General features: G+C 64.1%; 15 protein-coding genes and 2 tRNA genes. 7 read left to right on the top strand and 10 right to left on the bottom strand.

Annotated features, from left to right (window positions below; all coding sequences use genetic code 11):
* Positions 1-176: 176 nt before the first annotated feature.
* From lon to AWB68_RS18285, 5 genes are all read left to right on the top strand, one after another.
* Positions 177-2,597: an endopeptidase La gene (gene lon, locus AWB68_RS18305; protein ID WP_087645758.1), complete on the top strand. Its 2,421-nt coding sequence runs from the start codon at positions 177-179 to the stop codon at positions 2,595-2,597.
* 183 nt (positions 2,598-2,780) lie between these two features.
* On the top strand, positions 2,781-3,149 hold the full coding sequence (locus tag AWB68_RS18300) for an HU family DNA-binding protein (RefSeq protein WP_445344360.1): 369 nt from the start codon (positions 2,781-2,783) through the stop codon (positions 3,147-3,149).
* Positions 3,150-3,228: 79 nt separating this feature from the next.
* Positions 3,229-3,304 (top strand) — tRNA-Val (locus AWB68_RS18295).
* Between the two features lie 50 nt (positions 3,305-3,354).
* A tRNA-Asp gene (locus AWB68_RS18290) sits at positions 3,355-3,431 on the top strand.
* A gap of 88 nt (positions 3,432-3,519) precedes the next feature.
* Positions 3,520-5,445, top strand: coding sequence for a SurA N-terminal domain-containing protein (locus tag AWB68_RS18285; RefSeq protein ID WP_087645757.1), 1,926 nt, complete (start codon positions 3,520-3,522; stop codon positions 5,443-5,445).
* Positions 5,446-5,547: 102 nt separating this feature from the next.
* On the opposite strand, the gene AWB68_RS18280 is transcribed toward AWB68_RS18285, so the two are convergent.
* Together AWB68_RS18280 and AWB68_RS18275 are read right to left on the bottom strand one after the other, a co-directional pair.
* Complete coding sequence (locus tag AWB68_RS18280; RefSeq protein WP_087645756.1) at positions 5,548-5,889, bottom strand: hypothetical protein; 342 nt, start codon at positions 5,887-5,889, stop codon at positions 5,548-5,550.
* A gap of 139 nt (positions 5,890-6,028) precedes the next feature.
* Positions 6,029-6,721, bottom strand: coding sequence for an arylesterase (locus tag AWB68_RS18275; protein ID WP_087645755.1), 693 nt, complete (start codon positions 6,719-6,721; stop codon positions 6,029-6,031).
* On the opposite strand from AWB68_RS18275, the gene AWB68_RS18270 reads away from it, so the two are divergent.
* Entirely contained in the window at positions 6,720-7,421 is a 702-nt protein-coding gene (locus AWB68_RS18270) for an ABC transporter ATP-binding protein (protein ID WP_087645754.1), read from the top strand. The two genes, AWB68_RS18275 and AWB68_RS18270, sit on opposite strands and share 2 nt — an antisense overlap.
* Before the next feature lie 46 nt (positions 7,422-7,467).
* Here the strand turns inward: AWB68_RS18270 and pgi are convergent, their stop codons facing one another.
* From pgi to AWB68_RS18255, 3 genes are all read right to left on the bottom strand, one after another.
* Positions 7,468-9,090: a glucose-6-phosphate isomerase gene (pgi, locus tag AWB68_RS18265; protein ID WP_087645753.1), complete on the bottom strand. Its 1,623-nt coding sequence runs from the start codon at positions 9,088-9,090 to the stop codon at positions 7,468-7,470.
* A 139-nt stretch (positions 9,091-9,229) separates the two neighbouring features.
* Entirely contained in the window at positions 9,230-10,780 is a 1,551-nt protein-coding gene (locus AWB68_RS18260) for an NAD(P)H-hydrate dehydratase (protein WP_087645752.1), read from the bottom strand.
* A 62-nt stretch (positions 10,781-10,842) separates the two neighbouring features.
* Complete coding sequence (locus AWB68_RS18255) at positions 10,843-12,135, bottom strand: FAD-dependent oxidoreductase (RefSeq protein WP_087645783.1); 1,293 nt, start codon at positions 12,133-12,135, stop codon at positions 10,843-10,845.
* 479 nt (positions 12,136-12,614) lie between these two features.
* On the opposite strand from AWB68_RS18255, the gene purL reads away from it, so the two are divergent.
* A complete protein-coding gene (gene purL, locus AWB68_RS18250; RefSeq protein ID WP_087645751.1) occupies positions 12,615-16,649 on the top strand; it encodes a phosphoribosylformylglycinamidine synthase in 4,035 nt (1,344 codons plus the stop codon).
* Between the two features lie 90 nt (positions 16,650-16,739).
* Here purL and AWB68_RS18245 read toward each other — a convergent pair whose 3' ends face one another.
* From AWB68_RS18245 to AWB68_RS18225, 5 genes are all read right to left on the bottom strand, one after another.
* A complete protein-coding gene (locus AWB68_RS18245) occupies positions 16,740-17,522 on the bottom strand; it encodes a peptidylprolyl isomerase (RefSeq protein WP_087645750.1) in 783 nt (260 codons plus the stop codon).
* 88 nt (positions 17,523-17,610) lie between these two features.
* Positions 17,611-17,928 carry a BolA family protein gene (locus AWB68_RS18240; protein ID WP_087645749.1) on the bottom strand — a complete coding sequence of 106 codons (318 nt, stop codon included), beginning with the start codon at positions 17,926-17,928 and terminating at the stop codon, positions 17,611-17,613.
* On the bottom strand, positions 17,925-18,461 hold the full coding sequence (locus AWB68_RS18235; RefSeq protein WP_087645748.1) for a septation protein A: 537 nt from the start codon (positions 18,459-18,461) through the stop codon (positions 17,925-17,927). Before AWB68_RS18235 ends, AWB68_RS18240 begins: the two co-directional genes overlap by 4 nt.
* Before the next feature lie 130 nt (positions 18,462-18,591).
* Entirely contained in the window at positions 18,592-19,014 is a 423-nt protein-coding gene (gene msrB / locus AWB68_RS18230; RefSeq protein ID WP_087645747.1) for a peptide-methionine (R)-S-oxide reductase MsrB, read from the bottom strand.
* Positions 19,015-19,071: 57 nt separating this feature from the next.
* Positions 19,072-20,658, bottom strand: coding sequence for a protein adenylyltransferase SelO (locus tag AWB68_RS18225; RefSeq protein ID WP_087645746.1), 1,587 nt, complete (start codon positions 20,656-20,658; stop codon positions 19,072-19,074).
* Between the last annotated feature and the right edge of the window lie 50 nt (positions 20,659-20,708).

Below are 20,708 nucleotides of genomic sequence, written 5' to 3'. Positions count from 1 at the left end.
CGGCGAAAGGCCGTTCATGGCAACGTGAACGGCTTTTTGTTTATTTTTCGGATATCTTGTGGACGTTACTGACGCGATCTTTTCGATTCACTGAACTTTTCCCTCATGCGTAGGCTTGCATTTGTGTCCGCAGGCCTTACTTACGAACGAACTGATTCCACTACTGGGGAAATGAAATGTCAGGAACCCAACTCCTCCCGCAGGAACGCATCACGCTGCCGCTGCTCCCGCTGCGCGACGTTGTCGTTTTCCCGCATATGGTGATTCCGCTCTTCGTTGGGCGACCCAAATCGATCAAGGCTCTTGAAGCCGCGATGGAAGGCGGCAAGCACATCATGCTCGTCGCCCAGAAAACGGCGGCGAAGGACGAGCCGACCGAAAAAGACATGTACGAAGTAGGATGTATCGCCAACATCCTGCAGATGCTGAAGCTGCCCGACGGCACCGTGAAAGTGCTCGTCGAAGGCTTGCAGCGCGCGAAGACGCTCTCCATCGAAGAGCAGGAAACGCAATTCTCGTGCGACGTCATGCCGCTCGAACCCGACCATGCCGACAGCGCCGAAACCGAAGCGCTGCGCCGCGCGATCGTGTCGCAGTTCGATCAATACGTGAAGCTCAACAAGAAGATTCCGCCGGAGATCCTGACGTCGCTGTCAGGCATCGACGAAGCGGGTCGTCTCGCTGACACCATCGCGGCGCACCTGCCGCTCAAGCTCGACCAGAAGCAGCACATCCTCGAGATGTTCCCGGTCATCGAGCGTCTCGAGCATTTGCTCGCGCAACTGGAAGCCGAGATCGACATCCTGCAGGTCGAGAAGCGCATCCGTGGACGCGTGAAGCGTCAGATGGAAAAGAGCCAGCGCGAGTACTACCTGAACGAGCAGGTCAAGGCGATCCAGAAGGAATTGGGTGAAGGCGAAGAGGGCGCGGATCTCGAAGAACTCGAGAAGCGCATCACCGCCGCGCGCATGCCGAAGGAAGCCAAGAAGAAGGCCGACGCCGAGTTGAAGAAGCTCAAGCTGATGTCGCCGATGTCGGCGGAAGCGACCGTCGTGCGGAACTACATCGATACGCTGATCGGCCTGCCGTGGCGCAAGAAGAGCAAGGTCAACAACGACCTCACGAATGCGGAGCGCGTGCTCGATGAAGACCACTTCGGCCTCGAAAAGGTCAAGGAACGGATTCTCGAATATCTCGCGGTCCAGCAGCGCGTCGAGAAGGTGAAGGCGCCGATCCTGTGCCTGGTCGGGCCTCCGGGTGTCGGCAAGACCTCGCTCGGGCAGTCGATCGCGCGCGCCACGAATCGCAAGTTCGTGCGCATGGCGCTCGGCGGCGTGCACGACGAGTCCGAGATTCGCGGCCACCGTCGCACGTATATCGGTTCGATGCCGGGCAAGATCCTGCAAAGCCTCGCGAAAGTCGGCGTGCGCAATCCGCTCTTCCTGCTCGACGAAGTCGACAAGATGGGCATGGATTTCCGGGGCGATCCGGCGTCGGCGCTGCTCGAAGTGCTCGATCCCGAACAGAATCACACGTTCGCCGATCACTACATCGAAGTCGATTTCGACCTCTCGGATGTGATGTTCGTCGCGACGTCGAACTCGCTGAACATTCCGCCGCCGCTGCTCGACCGGATGGAGGTGATTCGCCTCTCGGGTTACACCGAAGACGAGAAGGTCAGCATCGCCGAGCGTTACCTGCTGCCGAAGCAAAAGCGCAACAACGGTCTGAAGGACGGCGAAGTCGATGTGACCGAACAGGCGATTCGCGACATCATTCGTTATTACACGCGTGAAGCGGGCGTGCGTTCGCTCGAGCGGGAAATCTCGAAGATCTGCCGCAAGGTCGTGAAGATGCTGCTGCTGAAGAAGGCAGAAGGCGCGGTCACGGTCGACGGCGGCAATCTCGATACGTTCCTCGGCGTGCGCAAGTACGACTTCGGTCTGGCCGCGAAGGAAAACCAGGTCGGCCAGGTCACGGGTCTCGCATGGACGGAAGTCGGCGGCGATCTGCTGACGATCGAAGCGGCCTCGATGCCCGGCAAAGGCAACGTGATCCGCACCGGTTCACTCGGCGACGTGATGAAGGAATCGGTCGAAGCGGCGCGCTCGGTGGTTCGTTCACGTTCGCGGCGTCTCGGCGTGGCGGATGAAGCCTTCGAGAAGAAGGACATCCACATCCACGTGCCCGAAGGCGCGACGCCGAAGGACGGTCCTTCCGCAGGCATCGCGATGACGACGGCGCTCGTGTCGGTGCTCACCGGCATTCCGGTGCGCGCAAACGTGGCGATGACCGGCGAAATCACGCTGCGCGGCGAAGTGCTGCCGATCGGCGGGTTGAAGGAGAAGTTGCTGGCGGCGCATCGCGGCGGCATCAAGCTCGTGCTGATCCCGGAAGAGAACACGAAGGATCTGACCGACATCCCCGACAACGTGAAGAACGCGATCGAGATCATTCCGGTGCGCTGGATCGACAGGGTGCTTGAACTCGCGCTCGAACGTGTGCCGGCGCCGTTGCCGGAAGAGGAAGCGAAGCCGGCACCGGTCTCGGCGGAAGCGCAGAAGGATTCGCCTGCGGGTGATTTCGTGAAGCACTGAAGCACTTGAAGTTTGACGCGCAACCCATGTTGTGCTCAGACAGCTAAAACCCGCGGGGTCCGTCAGACTCTCCGCGGGTTTTTTTTCGGCAATCACTTCTAAAGTGCAACTAAACAAGTCGGATCAGGCTCAACCCTCGTTGACACGACCGTTTCGGCTGCTTCTAATGAGCGCCGCGCCCGCATGGCGGGCTGCGATTCGATGCCATCGGCTTTCATGACGGGCTTCGACGACGCACCAGACAGACAACATCGTGCAACCAAAGACTCGGGGGTGACAATGAACAAGACGGAACTGATCGACCATATCGCACAGCAGGCCGATATATCCAAAGCGGCGGCCGGCCGCGCGCTCGACGCTGTGATCGGCGGTGTGCGCGCCACGCTCAAGAAGGGCGGCACCGTGACGCTCGTGGGCTTCGGCACGTTCGCGGTTGGCAAGCGCGTCGCACGCACGGGGCGCAACCCGCGCACCGGCGACGCCATCAAGATCAAGGCCGCCAAGGTGCCCAAATTTCGCCCTGGCAAAGCACTCAAAGATGCGCTAAACTAGTGGACTCGCTTGGTATAGCGGCGCTTTAATAGCAACGCTTATCGCCAGCGGAAGAAGCGTGAAGCAAGAATCGCGGAGCGGGTGCTTAGCTCAGTTGGTAGAGCGGCGCCCTTACAAGGCGTAGGTCGGGAGTTCGAGCCTCTCAGCACCCACCAGTTCCGGGTTCACATCAGTAGCAAAGCAAGCATCAAAAGCAGCAACAAAAGGAGTGGTAGTTCAGTCGGTTAGAATACCGGCCTGTCACGCCGGGGGTCGCGGGTTCGAGTCCCGTCCACTCCGCCAGCATCCACGAGAAAGGCGAACTCCGGTTCGCCTTTTTTATTGCCCGCTGTTGTAAGATCGGGCGTTTTGTCTTAAGGCATCGTTACGCATGCTCGATTTTTTCCGCAATCACCAACGCCTGATGATGGCGCTCCTGATCCTCATCGTCGTGCCGGGTCTGGGGATCGTCGGCATTCAGGGCTTCAGCAGTTTCTTCGACGAAAGCGCAAACGTCGCGAGCGTGAACGGTCACAAGATCTCGCGCGCCGAATACGACAACGCGTTGCGCCAGCAAGTCGATCGCGCGCGCCAGATGCTCGGCGCACAATTCGATCCGAAAATGTTCGAGACGCCGGCCATGCGCTCGGCGCTCGTCGACAGTCTCGTGCAGCAACGCGCCCTCGCCGATGAAACCCAGCGTCTGCATCTGACCGCATCCGACGAAGCCGTTCGTCGCGCGCTTCTTGCCGACCCCGTCATCTCGTCGCTGCGCAAGCCCGACGGCACGATCGACGTCGAGCGCTACAAGCAGTTGCTCGCGATGCAGGGCATGACGCCCGAGCAATACGACGAGCGCATCCGCTACGGCCTCGCGACCGAGCAGATTCCGGGCAGCATTCAGTCGAGCGCGTTCACCTCGAAGGCACTCGCCCAGAGTCTCACCGAACTTGCCGAGCAGCGTCGCGACGTGCAGGGCCTCGCGTTCCGCACGGCCGATTACGCGTCGAAGGTCCAGCCCACGGACGCGCAGATCAAGTCTTACTACGACGCGCATCGCAACGATTTCGCCACGCCCGAAACGGCGTCGATCCAGTACCTCGTGCTGTCGCCGGCGAATCTGTCGGCGTCGATCAAGCCGAGCGATGCCGATCTGAAGAAGTACTACGACGACAACATCCAGCGTTATCGCACGGAAGCGGAAGTGCGCGCGAGTCACATCCTGATCAACGCTCCTAAAGACGCGAGCGCGGCCGACAAGGCGAAGGCCAGGCAAAAGGCCGATGAGCTGCTCGCGCAGGTGAAGGCACATCCTGACCAGTTCGCGCAGATCGCACAAAAGAACTCGGAAGACCCGGGCTCGGCGTCGAAGGGCGGCGATCTTGGCTACTTCAGCCGCGGCATGATCGCTGGCGGCAAGGCATTCGACGACGCCGCGTTCAATCTCAAGAAGGGCGAAGTAAGCGATGTCGTGCAGTCGGACTTCGGCTACCACATCATCCAGGCAACCGACGTGAAGCCGGCCAGCACGAAGCCGTTCGACGAAGTGAAGGACGCGCTCGCGAAGGACTACGTCGCGCAACAGGCAACGAAGAGCCTCGCCGACGACGCACAGGGTTTCACCGACGCCGTCTATGAAAAGTCGAAGACGTTGCAGCCCGCCGCCGACAAGTACAAGCTGCAGATTCAGACGGCGACGGTCGGCGCGAAGCCGAATCCGCAATTGCCGCCGGACAGCCCGTTGAACAATCCAAAGCTCCTGTCAGCGGTGTTCGCTTCGGATTCCGTGAAGGACCACAACAACACGCAGGCAATCGACGTGGGCAACAGCACGCTGATCGCCGCGCGCGTGACGGACTACAAGCCGGCGACCGTCCCCGCGCTCGACACGGTGAAGGACGCCGTGCGCGCGAAGGTCGTCGCGGAAGAAGCGGCTGCGACGGCGAAGAAGGAAGGCGCCGCGAAGCTCGCCGATTTGCAGAAGTCGAACTCGACGGCGGGTTTCTCGTCGGCGTCCACGGTCTCGCGCAACGACCCGCAAGGCATGCCGCCCGCTGCGTTGAGCGCGATCTTCAAGGCGGATGCATCGAAGCTGCCGGCGTATGTCGGCGTCGATCTCGGCAATGACGGTTACGCGATCTACCGCGTGAACGGAATCGGGAAGGCCACGCCGGTGGCAGCCGACCGTCTCGCGGGCGCGCAGCAGCAGGTCGCGCAGGTGTACGCGCAGGCGGAAATGGAAGCGTATATCGATTCGTTGAAAGCGCGCTCGAAGGTGAAGATCACGCAGGCACCTGCGACTGCCGCTCAACAGTAACGGTTCAAACCCTCGCAAAAAAGCCCCGCTGGCGAAAGCCAGCGGGGCTTTTTGTCACTGAGCGTCAGCCGGTCGCGCGAACGCGACGCGTGCTTTCCCGATTTACAGGCAGCCCTGAATATCGCCGGTGGCGTCGCTGCCGGCCCCACCCGCAGCGCGGAAGCCAACCCACGAGCCCGGACCCGACCAGTTCGGACGGACGATGGCGGCAGCACCGCTCGGCGGTTGCTGGCCCGGAACGTACACATCCATCGCCTGGTCGTTGGCGAGCGTGTTTTGCGAGACGACCTGCTGCTGGGACTTGTCGGACCATTTCTGCGCGATACATTGCCCGACGGCCTTGGCAGCCTTCTGGCTCGTGCCCACTTGCTGGACACCTGCTGGCGGCTGGGCGGCGCAAGCCGAGATCGCAACCGTCATGGCGAGAATGGATAGATATTTCACGTTACCTCCGTGTTGAGGCGCTCACTGCGGAGCCGGGTTTTAAGAGTGACGCGAAAGTTTCAGATACCTGAATCGTGGCCTTGTTCCGCGTTATTTGTCTGAAACCTGTCCGACGCCGCTGAACCGAACGCACGCGAAGTCATTTCGATGCAGGGGCGCCAAGCAGGGGTTTCAAGCTTGGCCAGACGTTCTCCAGCAGCAAGGGTTGGGCCTGAACGGTGGGATGGATCTGATCGGACTGGAACATCGAAGGCTTGTCCGCGATGCCGGCCAGCAAGAACGGGACGAGCGGAACCTTCTTCTCTTTCGACAGTTGCTCGTAGACGCCGTGGAACTTTTGGGTGTAGTCGGGGCCGTAATTGGGTGGAACGTACATCCCGACGAGTAAGACTTTCGCATGCGCGGCCTGCGATGCCTCGACGATCGTACGAAGATTCGCTTCGGTCGTTGCGAGCGGAACACCGCGCAACGCATCGTTTGCACCGAGTTCGACGACGACGACAGCCGGCTTCAGGCGATCCAGGACAGCCGGCAGGCGGGCGCGTCCGCCGCTCGTGGTGTCCCCGCTGATGCTTGAATTGGCGACGCTATAATCGAATCGCTCTTTGGCGAGCCGCTCACGCAACAGGTTGACCCAGCCCGTGTCGCGCGGCAGGCCGTATTCCGCCGAGAGGCTGTCGCCGAGCACGACGATCGACGCCTTGGCTTGTGCGGCCTGCGCCGCCTGCGCTTCTTCCGCCTGCGCCGATCGCGGATTCGCCATCAACGCAAACGCCGCGGCCGTCACCAGCGCGGCGGCGCGCGCGTCCCAGTTCACCTTGAAGTTTTCCATGCAAAACAATATCGAACCAGTCATCGAAGTACGGGGATTGAGCAAGCGGGTTAAGGATGCAACCGGTGAACTGACGATCCTCGACCGGATCGACCTGGCGATCGCGAAGGGTAGCAGCGTGGCGATCGTCGGCGCGTCGGGGTCGGGGAAGTCGACGCTGCTCGGCTTGCTTGCCGGATTGGACAGCGCGAGCGAGGGCTCGGTTCGTCTGCTCGGCAAGGAACTCGGCGCGCTCAGCGAGGACGAACGCGCCGCGCTCAGAAGCGGCTCGGTCGGCTTCGTGTTCCAGTCGTTCCAGTTGATGCCGCATCTGACGGCGCTCGAAAACGTGATGCTGCCGCTCGAACTGCGCGCCGAGATGCCGCACAGGGAAATCGCCGCGCGCGCGCGATTGCTCCTCGATCAGGTCGGTCTCGCGGAGCGTACCGGACATTATCCGAAGCTGCTTTCGGGCGGCGAGCAGCAGCGCGTGGCGCTCGCGCGGGCGTTCGTCACGCACCCGGTCGTGCTGTTCGCTGATGAACCGACGGGCAGCCTCGATGCCGCCACCGGCTACGCGATCATCGACCTGATGTTCGAGATGAACCGCCGCAACGGCGCGACGCTCGTGCTCGTCACGCACGATACCGAACTGGCCGAGCGTTGCGATGCGACTGTCACGATCGAAGCAGGGCGGCTGGTGAACGGGCTCGGCGTTTGAACAACATGGGCGCCGTCTTGCGCGAAAACGGCGCCCGTTAAAACACTCAGCGTTTCAACGCCTTGCGCGCCCGCGCGATCAACGTCGATGTCGACGAGTCGTGCTTGGACGGATCGGCGCTCGGCGCGGTGATGTCGGCTTCGACGACCTTGCCGAGAATCTTGCCGAGTTCGACGCCCCACTGATCGAACGGATTGATGTCCCATACCGACGCCTGGACGAGCACCTTGTGCTCATACAGCGCGATCAGCGCGCCGAGCGTTTGCGGCGTCAAGGCATCGAGCAGGATGGTCGTCGTCGGCCGGTTGCCGGGGAAGCTCAGATGCGTCGCGAGTTCTTCCTTGCCCGGGCCCGCCACTTTCTTCGCTTCTTCGAGCGTGCGTCCGAGCATCAGCGCCTCGCTCTGCGCGAAGCAGTTCGCAAGCAGCTTCGCGTGATGGTCGATGAGCGGATGTTCGGGCGTGAGCACCGCGATGAAGTCGATCGGGATGATCGTCGGGCCCTGGTGCAGCATCTGGAAGAACGCGTGCTGGCCGTTCGTTCCCGGCTCGCCCCAGATCACGGCGGCAGTCGGGTATTCGACCATCGTGCCGTCGAGCCGCGCCGACTTGCCGTTGCTCTCCATTTCGAGTTGCTGCAAGTACGCGGACAGGAAATGCAGCGCCTCGGAATACGGCGCGATCAGGTCGCTTTGCGAGCCGAAGAAGTTCCGATACCAGATGCCGATCATGCCGAGCAGCACCGGCAGGTTCTTGTCGAGCGGCGCATCCCGAAAATGCTGGTCCATCTCGTGAGCGCCTTCGAGCAGGCCCTCGAAGTTCTTCGGACCCACCGAAATCATGATCGACAAGCCCACCGCCGACCACAGCGAATAGCGCCCGCCGACCCAGTCCCACATCTCGAACACGTTCTCTTTCGCGATGCCGAACTTGACGACTTCCTCCGGATTCGCCGACACGCCGACAAAGTGCTTCGACAACGCGTCTTCGGGGCAGCCTTGTTTGGTGAACCAGTCGCGCATCGAGCGGGCGTTGGTCATCGTCTCCAGCGTCGTGAACGTCTTCGACACGATGATCGCAAGCGTCTCTTCCGCGTCGATGGTTTGGAGCACGTTGTACAGGTCGGCGCCATCGACGTTGGAGACGAAGTGCGTATCGAGTTCCGGCGACGCGAGATGATGCAGTGCGTGCACGACCATCTTCGGACCCAGGTCCGAGCCGCCGATGCCGATGTTCACCACATGGCGGATGCGCTTGCCCGTATAGCCGGTCCACGAGCCGTCGCGGACCCGGTCGGCGAACGCGGCCATCTTGGCTTTCTCCGCGCGGACCTGTTGCTGGAACGGCGCGTCGTCGGCGGTCGAGCGCAACGCTGTGTGCAGCGCCGCGCGATGCTCGGTCATGTTGACGATGTCGCCTTTGAACATCGCGTCGCGGCGCTCCGTGACCTTCGCCTGCGCGGCGAGTTCGACGAGCAGCTTGAGCGTGGCGTCGGTGATGCGGTTCTTCGAGAAGTCGATCGCGATGCCGCCGCCGCTGTAGGTGAAGCGCTCGGCGCGCGTCGGCGAGGTGTCGTTTTGCGGCGCGAACCAGTCGCGCAGGCGCTCGCCGGAGATTTCATCGTAGTGCGACTGAAGCGCCGACCAGGCGGGAAGCGAAATGTGCGTCATGGCGGTCCGATTGGCTTTGAGTGGCTGAAGGGAACGTTCCGTGCGAATGCCCGCGTGAACGCGAAGCAGAGGCGCGAATCAACGAGAAGTATAGCGACGATGCATGAACGAATGCTTGCAAACGTCGCGCACTGGAAACTCAACTGGAATAGAAGCGGCGGTTAAGCAAGCTGCGTACCTTGGGCGCGAGTTCGCCCGCCGTCAAGCCCGCCGGCCCTTCGCCCTCGTCGGTCAGGACCTGCGCCGCGAGCCCGTGCAGATAGACGCCCGCGAGCGCCGCTTCGAATGGCGGAAGCCGCTGCGCGAGCAAAGCGCCGATCAGTCCGCCGAGCACGTCGCCGGTACCGCCGGTCGCGAGCGCGGCGTTGCCGGTCGGATTGATCGCGACGCGCCCATCCGGCGAGGCGACCACGGTGCCCGAACCCTTGAGCACCGCGACGCTCGCGAAACGTGCCGCAAGCTGGCGCGCGGCGGCGATGCGGTCGCGCTGCACCTCCTTCACGTCGATGCCGAGGAAGCGCGCAGCTTCGAGCGGATGCGGCGTGAGGATGCACGGATCGCTTTTGGCGCCCCGCGCGGCGACCGCGGCCGCCAGTTTGTCGTCGCGCGAAACGAGATTGAGCGCATCGGCATCGAGCAGCTTGGGAACATCGAGCGCCAGCACGTTCGACAACACGCCCTTCGCGCGATCGCTCGACCCCATGCCGCAGCCGATCGAGATCGCATCCATCTTGTCGAGGGCGAAGTCGTCGACGTGATGCAGCATGAGCTCGGGATGCGGCGGATCGTAGGGCGGGGCGCCGGCACCGAGGAAGGCGACGTTGACCTTGCCCGCGCCGCCGAAGAGCGCCATGCGCGCGGCGAGGATCGGCGCGCCGCACATGCCGGTGTCGCCGCCGATCACGGCGAGCGTGCCGAAGGTGCCCTTGTTGCTCGCGAAGTCGCGCGGCGGCAGGTGCGCGGCGAACAACGACGGCGCGTTGAGCACGATCGACGGTTGCGCGGGCGGCGCGACATCGAGCGTCGCGACATAGAGGTTGCCGGTGAGGTCGCGGCCCTGCGCGGTGTAGTGTCCCGGCTTCGCGCCGATGAAGGTGATCGTATGGGTCGCGCGCACGGCTGCGCCGCCGCTGACGGCCTCGCCCGTGTCGCTGTTCAGGCCGCTCGGGACATCGAGCGCGAGCACGCCGCCCTCGCGTCGCGAGCGCGCGGCGATGCGCGACGCGAGTTCGGCGAACACGCCTTCGAGCGGTCGCGTCAGGCCGATGCCGAACAGGCCGTCGACGACCCACGAATAGCCTTGCAGCGACGGCGGCGCTTCAGCCGTGATCGAAACGCCGGCCGCGCGGGCGGTGTCGAGCGCCCAGCGGGCGTCGTCGGGTTTGACTTCGACCGGCATGCACACTTCGACCGCCACGCCCGCGTTCTGCAGTTCGGCCGCCAGCACGAGCGCATCGCCGCCGTTGTTGCCCGGCCCGGCGGCGATCCACACCGGCAGCGCCTGTCGCTCGGGCGAGTGCTGGTCGGATTCGAGCAGAAACTGGGCGGCCGCCGCGCCCGCACGCGCCATCAGCGTGTGCGGGGGCAACGCGCTCGCCGCGCGCGCTTCGAGCGTGCGGAGTTCGCCGAGCGTGAGGAGCGCGAGCGCGTCGTCTTTGGGCGTGAAATAGTGCGATCGGGACGAGGTCATGGCGGCGGCGAAGTGAGCGGCACCCGCGCCTCGCCTCGCTCTTGCGGCGTCCGCCGGGATCGTCAGAACCGGTCGATGCGCAATGCCGCGAGGGTATCGGCGGGAATGTCGGGGGTGAGTCCGGAAACGAGATCCGCGACCACTTTAGCAGACCCGCAAGCGAGGCCCCAGCCCGCCGGCCCGTGCGCGGCGTTGACGAAGACCCGCGCGTGGTCCGTCGCGCCGACGACCGGCAGGCCGTCGGGCGACAAGAGGCGCAGGCCTTCCCAGGTGCGCGCCGCCGATACCTTCGCGGCGCCCGGAATCCAGTCGTGCGTGCCCTGGCCGAGGAGCGCGATCACGCGGTCGACGAGGCCGGCGCCGAGCGGCCTGACGGTCTTCGCCTCGCTCTGCAGCACCGCGCCGCCCGCCACTCGCAGGCGCTGGTTCACGCGCGTCATCGCGATGCGCTTGATCGAATCGACAACGGTGATGTGCGGCGCGTGCTCCTCGTAGGCGATCGGCGCGGTCAGCGTGTGCAGGCGCAGCGGGTGCAGCGGCAGCTTTGCGTTCACCCGCCCGAGCAGCCCCGGCGTGCCGATGCCCGCCGCGACCACGATGGCATCGGCGGCGATCAGTTCGACTTCGCGCGCGCCATTCAGCGCACTATCGAGCGGCATCAGTTCGACGGCCGCGCGGCTCCCGTCGAGACGAATCGACGCGGCCTCGCGGCCGAGCCTGAACTCCACGCCGCGCTCTTCGAGGATCTGCTTCAACTGCTTGGTGAAGAGCGGGCAATTCGCCGTGCGTTCGTCCGTGAGCAGCACGCCGCCGGCAAACGGCGGATCGCCGGGCACCGACGGCTCGGCGGCGATGCATTCCTCCGGCGTCAGCACGCGATGCGGCACGTCGAAGCGCTTGAGCAGTTCGATCGCCGGCGCGGCCTGTTCGAGTTCGCGCTCGCGCCGGAACACATGCAGCACGCCCGTGCGCTGTTCGTAGTCGAGATCGAAGGCCGCTTCGATCTCGCCGATCATCCGCCGCGACAGATCGACGAGCGGCCGCAGGCGCGCGTACTGGGCGGCGAACGCGTCGGGATCGCGCAGGAGGGCGAGCTTTTTGGCGAAATCGCGGGTCGCGGTGTCAAAGCCCGGCTTGAACACGATGCCTGTCTTATTGGCGCGGCGCGTGCCCATGAACGTCGGCCCGAACCAGACGTCGAGCGGCGACGGCAGCATGGGGCCGCCATGCCCGTAGGTCGCGCCCTGTGCGACCGTGGCGTGGCGCTCGATCACGCAAACGCGGTGTCCTGCCGCATGCAATTGATAAGCGGTGGCGATACCGCCGATACCGCCGCCGATGACGATGACATCCATGATTCTTTTGCGCCCGAAGGCGTGACACTCGCGAAGCGCGCGGCTGATGGTCTGGCGCGGGGTCTTCGCGAGCGTTGCTGTGAAGTATGACGGGCCGGCGCGCCGGAAAAACACACGCGCGACTCCGCCCGATGAAAGCGCGCCATGATAGCGCCAAACGCGCCGCGCCGGGACGGAGGCCGGTTCCCGCGACGGTGCGCAACGCCCTTCTCTGACGTGGCGAACGAGGTGCGGCAGGCGTCGCGCCGGGCTCAAAAAATTGCGTGATATTTTCGCGCCGGACCATTTTCAGGATGCAGAACGGGGCGCGGGCAGGAACGTCGCAAGCGGCGTCGGCTGGCGCTCCCGGCGGGTTCCCGGCGGCCCGCCCGGCCGATTTCGAGACACTTCCGGGTTATAATCCGGGTCTTCCCTTCGCCTCACGCCGCTTCGTTTGCAAGCTACGAACGGCCCATCGACGTCATCGACGCACCGTCACAATGGCCCACTTCTCGTGTTTCCCCGGCGCTTCGGCTCTCTCCGATTTCCGTCAAGCCCGTCTCCTCGAAACCCTTGCCCGCATCGATTCGAATATCGTCGGCGTGCGCGGCCAGTACCTGCATTTCGTCAATTCGGCTGAACCGCTCTCCGACGAGGACACCAACCGCATTCACGCGCTGATGCACTACGGCGCGCCGTTCGAGGAACAGAAGGAGCGCGGCAACGTCGCGACATTCATGGTCGTGCCGCGCTTTGGCACGGTGTCGCCGTGGGCGAGCAAGGCGACCGACATCGCGCATCACTGCGGGCTCACGCAAGTGCGCCGCATCGAGCGCGGCGTCGAATATGCGGTGGTCATGAAAAGCGGGCTGCTCGGCAAGAAGACCCTATCGGACGAAGACCGCGCGCAGGTCGCGGCGGCGCTGCACGACCGCATGACGGAAAGCGTGGCGCCCTCGCGCGATCACGCGCTGCATCTCTTCGACGAACTGCCGGCCAAGCCGCTGCAAACCGTCGATATCCTGGGTGACGGACGCAGTGCGCTGGAAGCGGCAAACGTGGAACTGGGGCTCGCGCTCGCCGACGACGAAATCGACTATCTTGTCGACGCGTTCAAGTCGCTGGAGCGCAACCCGACCGACGTCGAACTGATGATGTTCGCGCAGGCGAACAGCGAACACTGCCGCCACAAGATTTTCAACGGCGAATGGACCATCGACGGCGAAAAGCAGGACATCTCGCTGTTCCAGATGATCCGCAATACCGAGAAGCTGAATCACGAAGGCACGATCGTCGCGTATTCGGACAACTCGGCGATCATGGCGGGCGGCATCGCGGAACGCTGGTTCCCGCGCGGCGCGAGCGAGCACTACGAGCGCAACGTCGAACTGACGCATACGCTGATGAAGGTCGAGACGCACAATCACCCGACCGCCATTTCGCCGTTCGCGGGCGCGGCAACCGGCTCGGGCGGCGAAATCCGCGACGAAGGCGCAACCGGGCGCGGCGCGCGTCCGAAGGCCGGTCTCGCGGGCTTCACGGTGTCGAATCTCGACTTGCCGGACGCGCGCCAGAAGTGGGAAAGCGCCCGCGACAGCGCGACGCCGGTTCCGCAGCGCAATCCCGCCGACGCGACCGAACCGTATGGCCGGCCGGACCGCATCGCGTCACCGTTGCAGATCATGATCGACGGCCCGATCGGCGCGGCGGCATTCAACAACGAATTCGGCCGGCCGAACCTCGGCGGCTATTTCCGCACTTACGAGCAGAACGTCGCGGGGCGCGTGCGCGGCTATCACAAGCCGATCATGATCGCGGGCGGCATCGGCAATATCTCCGATCAGCACACGCACAAGATGGACCTGCCGGCGGGCACGCTGCTGATCCAGATCGGCGGTCCGGGCATGCGCATCGGCATGGGCGGCGGCGCAGCAAGCTCGATGGCGACTGGCGCGAACACCGCCGAGCTCGATTTCGATTCGGTCCAGCGCGGCAATCCGGAAATCCAGCGCCGCGCGCAGGAAGTGATCAACGCGTGCTGGCAACTTGGCGAGAAGAACCCGATCCTGTCGATCCACGACGTCGGCGCGGGCGGCATTTCGAATGCGTTCCCGGAACTCGTCGATGGCGCGGGCAAGGGCGCGCGTTTCGAACTGCGCCGTGTGCAGCTCGAAGAAAGCGGCTTGTCGCCGCGCGAAATCTGGTCGAACGAGGCGCAGGAGCGCTATGTCCTCGCGATCGCGCCCGCCGATCTGCCCGCGTTCGAAGCGGTCTGCGAGCGCGAGCGCTGCCCGGTCGCGGTGGTCGGCGTGGCGAGCGAAGAGCGCCAGTTGAAGCTGATCGACGATGAAAACGACGGCCAGCAGCCCGTCGACATGCCGATGGACGTGCTCCTCGGCAAGCCGCCGAAGATGCACCGCGACGTGAAGCGCGAGTCGGTGAAGTTCGATCCGGTGGACGTGACCGGCGTGCCGCTGACGGAAATCGCCGTCGACGTGCTCAAACACCCGACGGTCGCGAGCAAGTCGTTCCTCATCACGATCGGCGACCGCTCGGTCGGCGGCACGACGGCGCGCGACCAGATGGTCGGCCCGTGGCAGGTGCCCGTCGCCGACTGCGCGATCACGACGATGGATTACGCGGGCTTTCGCGGCGAAGCGATGACGATGGCCGAGCGCACGCCGCTCGCCGTCATCGATGCGCCCGCGTCGGGCCGCATGGCGGTCGGTGAAGCGGTGACGAACATCGCCGCCGCGCCGATCGAGTCGCTGAAGAAGTTGAAGCTCTCGGCGAACTGGATGGCCGCGTGCGGCAGCGCGGGCGAGGACGCCGCGCTCTTCGATACCGTGAAGGCCATCGGCATGGAACTGTGCCCGGCGCTCGGCATCAGCATTCCGGTCGGCAAGGATTCGCTGTCGATGCGCACCAAGTGGCAGGACGCGACGGGCGCGGCGAAGGAAGTGGTGTCGCCGGTGTCGCTGATCATCTCGGCGTTCGCGCCGGTCGAGGACGTGCGCCGCCAGCTCACGCCGCAATTGCGCAACGACACCGACACGGTGCTGATCGCGATCGATCTCGGCCGTGGCCGCAATCGCCTCGGCGGCAGCATCTTTGCGCAGGTGACGCAGCAGGTCGGCGACACGGTGCCCGATGTCGACGACGCCGAAGACCTCACGCGTTTCTTCACCGCGATCCAGTCGCTCAACGTCGACGGCAAGCTGCTCGCGTACCACGACCGCTCGGACGGCGGCCTGTGGGCGACGGTCTGCGAAATGGCGTTCGCGGGGCACGTGGGCGTGTCGCTGAACGTCGACATGCTGACGCTCGATCCGAACCATGAATCCGACTACGGCGACGCGAAGGACTGGGCGAAGCAGACGAGCGGCCGCCGCGAGGACCGCACGATCCGCGCGCTGTTCTCGGAAGAACTCGGCGCGGTCGTGCAGGTGCGGGCGGCGGATCGCGATGCCGTGCTCATCGCGCTGCGCGAGCACGGTTTGTCGGCGTGCTCGCATGTAATCGGCAAGCCGAACGAGCACGACACGATCGAAATCTATCGCGACGCGAAGAAGATCTACGGTGCGCCGCGCGTCGAATTGCATCGCGCGTGGAGCGAGGTGAGCTGGCGCATCGCGCGTCTGCGCGACAACCCCGCGTGCGCCGATGCCGAATACGACGCGCTGCTCGATGCGAACGATCCAGGCATTTCGCCCGTATTGACCTTCGATCCGGCGCAGGATGTGGCGGCGCCTTTTGTGGGCAAGGGCGCGCGCCCGCGCGTGGCGATCCTGCGCGAGCAGGGCGTCAACTCGCATCTGGAGACGGCCTACGCGTTCGATCGTTCCGGCTTCGACGCGCACGACGTCCACATGAGCGACTTGCTCGACGGGCGCGTCACGCTCGCGGACTTCGCGGGCGCGGTGGCGTGCGGCGGCTTCTCCTACGGTGACGTGCTCGGCGCCGGCGAAGGCTGGGCGAAGACGATCCGCTTCAATCCGCGTCTCGCGGACCTATTCGCCGCGTTCTTCGGCCGCACCGATACGTTCGCGCTCGGCATCTGCAACGGCTGCCAGATGATGAGCAGCCTCGCGTCGATCATCCCCGGTGCCGACGCCTGGCCGAAGTTCACGCGCAACAAGTCGGAGCAGTTCGAAGCGCGCTTCTCGCTCGTGGAAGTGCAGGGCTCGCCGTCGATCTTCTTTGCCGGCATGGAAGGCTCGCGCATCCCGGTGGCGGTGGCGCACGGCGAAGGTTTCGCGGACTTCTCGCAGCAGGGCGATGTGTCGAAGGCGCACGTGGCGATGCGTTTCGTCGATCATCAGGGCAAGGCTACGGAGCGTTATCCGTTCAATCCGAATGGATCGCCGGAAGGCATCACGTCGGTGACGACACCGGATGGGCGCTTCACGGTGCTGATGCCGCACACGGAACGCGTGCATCGCAACGTGCAGATGAGCTGGACGCCGGAGGAGTGGACGATCGACGCAAGCCCGTGGCTGCGTGTGTTTCAGAATGCGCGGCGGTGGATTGGATAATTCGTCGCTGAGACGGAAACCAGGCCGGAAATAAAAATGCGGCCCCTTGATAACAAGGGGCCGCATTTTTTGTGAAGCCGGCAAAGCGACTTACTTGATCACCGCCTTCTGCCTCAACCCTTCCTCGAACGCCTGCAGCTTCTCCTGCTCGATCTGCTTGGCGATCTGCGGCTTTACCTGCTCCAGCGGCGGCGGCGGGATATCGCGCGTGTCGTCGAGACGGATGATGTGCCAGCCGAACTGCGTCTTCACCGGCTCCGGCGTCACTTCACCCTTTTTCAGCTTCTGCGCCGCGGCGCCGAACTCGGGTACGTAAGCCTGCGGGCTCGACCAGTCGAGATCGCCGCCGTTCTTGCCCGATCCCGGGTCCTTCGAATATTGCTTCGCCAGATCCTCGAAGCTCGCGCCTGCCTTGATCTTCGCGATCAGGTCCTTCGCTTGCGCTTCGTCCTCGACGAGAATGTGATGCAGATGCAATTCCTTGCCGCCGCCCGCCTGCTTCACGAGATCGTCGTAGCGCGCCTTGATCTCGGCGTCGGTCGGGGTGTGGGTCTTCACGAAGTCTTCGATCATCGCGCGCAGCACCACCGACTGCTGCGCGACGGCGAGTTGCGCCCTCACGTCGGGACGCGTCGCGATACCGCGACGCGCGGCTTCCTGCATCAGGATCTCGCGATTGATCAGCTCCTCGCGCACCGCCGCCTGCAATTGCGGCGAGTCCGTCTGACCCTGCTGGACGAGCTGGCTCACGAGCGCATCGACGCGCGCTTTCGGAATCGGCGTGCCGTTCACGACGGCGATGTTTTGCGCGAATGCGGGCACCGCCGCGAACGCAGCCAGCAACACCCAGACACGGGTTTTTTTCAAAGTCATCGGAAGTTCCTAACTGGGCAACAGAAGCCTGATGAGGCGAGTTTAAAGGTGAACAGCGGGTGAACAGCGCGTGAAAACCGGAGGAAGATCATTCGAATTGTTCTGCGAATTCCTCGGGCGTGTAGGCCTTGATCGCGAGCGCGTGAACGCCGCGCCGCAGTTCCTCGGCCAGCGCATCATACACCAGCCGGTGCCGCGCCACGCGGGGCTTCCCGGCGAACTGGGCCGATACGATCGTCACCGTGTAGTGGCTGCCCGACGCCGCTCCGGCGTGGCCGGCATGAGCGGCGCTGTCGTCGTCGATATGGAGCGACACCGGCGCCAGCGCCGCGTTCAGCCGCGCTTCGAGATGCGCGATCTTGTCGGCCGCCGATGCGCTCGTGAAATCGCCAAGGTGATGCGTCATTGCTCGTCCTCCTTCATGTGTTTCGCGAGCCACAGGCTTTGCAGCACGATAAACACGAACAGGCACCCCGTCGCGCCGAACAGCTTGAAGTTCACCCACTGGTCGGTCGTGAAGTTGTAGGCGACAAACAGGTTGACGATGCCGAGGATCGCGAAAAACACGGCCCACGCGACGTTCAATTGTCCCCATACACGATGCGGCAGCACGATCTGCTTGCCCATCATCGCTTCGATCAGGTTCTTTTTGAAACCGAGCTGCGCGACGATCAGCGCGACCGCGAAGAGCCAGTAGAGCGCCGTCGGCTTCCACTTGATGAAGGTGTCGTTATGCAGCACGAGCGTCGCGCCGCCGAACACGACCACGACGCCGAGGCTCACCCACAGCATCGCATCGACCTTGCGGTGCCGGAACGCGACCCACGCGATCTGTACGAGCGTTGCCACGATGGCGACCGCGGTCGCCGTGTAGATGCCCCAGATCTTGAATGCGACGAAAAAGAGAATGATCGGGAACAGATCGAACAGAAATTTCATTGGCGTTCGGACGAGGAGGGCGTAGGCGTGAAAAACACGCGTGAAAAGCACGCGCCGTTCGCGCGGCCGCCTTAAAGGCAGGGTCAGTGCGAACGACGCGTGCAGGTCGACCGGAGCGCGGCCGCGGGAATTACTTGGGTTCGAATTGTAGCGCAGCCGAGTTGATGCAATAGCGCAAACCGGTCGGTGCCGGGCCGTCCTCGAAGACGTGCCCGAGATGCGCACCGCAATTCTTGCATTCCACTTCGATGCGCAGCATGCCGTGCGAGCGGTCGGTCTTTTCGGCGATCACTTCACCGTCGATCGGCTTGAAGTAGCTCGGCCAGCCGCAGCCGGCATCGAACTTCGCGTCCGATTCGAAGAGCGGCGTGCCGCAACACACGCAGTCGTAGATGCCGCGCTCGGTGTGGTCCCAGTATTGGCCGGTGAACGGCCGTTCGGTGGCGGCGTGGCGCGTGACCTGGTACTGGATGTCCGAGAGTTCCCGGCGATAGGTTTCGTCGTCCTTTTGCTTGGGAGCCGCGCCTTCGCGGGTGAGGTCGTCTCTGTTCATATCAATCCTTCGGTATCGAGTGTCGGCCTTGGGTGGGCCATGTAGATAAGGGCGGTTTCAGGAAGAACAACTCACTTCGAGATCGCTCGCCCAGTCGGGCGGCAGGCCCGCGTAGCTTTCGAATTCCGGTTGTTCGTCGAACGGGCGGCTCAGAACGCGCATCAATCGTTCGACTTCCGAGAAGTCCTTTTCCTTCGCCTGACGAATCGCCTGCTCGGCGAGATGGTTGCGCAGCACGTACTTCGGATTCACGCGATTCATCGCAGCGGCGCGCTCCGCATCGCTGAGCGTTTCTTCCGCCAGCCGCGCGCGATAGTCGTTCGCCCATGCGTCGAAGGCGGCGCGATCGAGGAACAGGTCGCGCGCGGGCGCATCGTTCAATGCGTCCGCCTTCGACATCTTCGCCAGATTGCGGAACGTCATCGTGAAATCGGCACGGTTCGCGTGCATCACTTCGAGCAGCGCGTTCGCGAGCTTGTCGTCGCCTTCGCGCGTCTCGGCAAGCCCGAGCTTCGCGCGCATTCTTGATTCGAGCGCCGGGGCAAACGCCGTCTTGAAGCCTTCGAGCACACGCTGCGCATCTTCGATCACGCGCTCGCTTCGGCCTTCTTCCGGATAGTGCGACCCGAAGAGCGGCACCAGCGCCTGCGCAAGACAGAATAGGTTCCAGTATCCGACCTGCGGCTGCCGGCTATACGAGTAGCGGCCTTGCGTATCGGAGTGGTTACAGATGTGGTGCGCGTTGAAGCCGTCCATGAAGCCGAACGGGCCGTAGTCGATCGTGAGGCCGAGGATCGACATGTTGTCGGTGTTCATCACGCCGTGGCAAAAGCCGACCGCCTGCCAGTCCGCCATCAGGTCGGCGGTGCGCAACGTGACTTCCGACAGCAGCGCGAGATACGGATCATCGGCGTCGCGGCACTGCGGATAGAAGCGGTCGATGACGTGATCGGCGAGCGCCTTCAGTTCTTCCACGCGATCGTTCGAATAGAAATGTTCGAAGTGGCCGAAGCGCACGAAGCTCGGTGACACGCGCGTCACGATCGCCGATGTCTCGATGGTCTCGCGGCGCACGGGCATGTCGGAGCCGATGACGCACAGCGCGCGCGTCGTCGGGATGCCGAGGTGATGCATCGCTTCCGAGCACAGGAATTCGCGGATCGACGAGCGCAGGACCGCGCGGCCATCGGCCATGCGCGAATACGGCGTGCGGCCCGCGCCCTTCAGTTGCAATTCAAGGCGCTTTCCGTCGTGTTCGATTTCGCCCAGGCCGATCGCGCGGCCGTCGCCGAGCTGGCCGGCCCACACGCCGAACTGATGCCCCGAATAGACGGTCGCGTAGGGAAGCCTTTCGGCGGGCCATTCGCGGGTCGGATTGCCCGCGAAGAACGCCGAGAACGCCGGGTCCTGCGCGACTTTTTGCACGCTGGCCGGGTCGATGCCGAGTTGCGCGGCGGCATCGGCCGACACCGCGACGAGATAGGGATCCGGGACGGGCGCCGCGGGCAGGCGCGTGAGGAATGCGGCGCCAAGTTGGACGAACGCATCGGGGCGGCCGATATCGATCGCGGCGGCCAGTTCGTCCATCGAAAGCGCGTCGATCGAATCGGCTCGCACGGCATTGCTGCTTCGGGAAAACGACATGTTGAGCGCCTCTGAGTTAAGCGATATTGTAATTCCGCGCCGGCGGGCCT

The organism is Caballeronia choica, assembly GCF_001544535.1.
GTDB classification, from domain to species: domain Bacteria; phylum Pseudomonadota; class Gammaproteobacteria; order Burkholderiales; family Burkholderiaceae; genus Caballeronia; species Caballeronia choica.
Note: the sequence above shows the minus strand (reverse complement) of the source record. Positions and strands in the feature narration are given on the sequence as shown.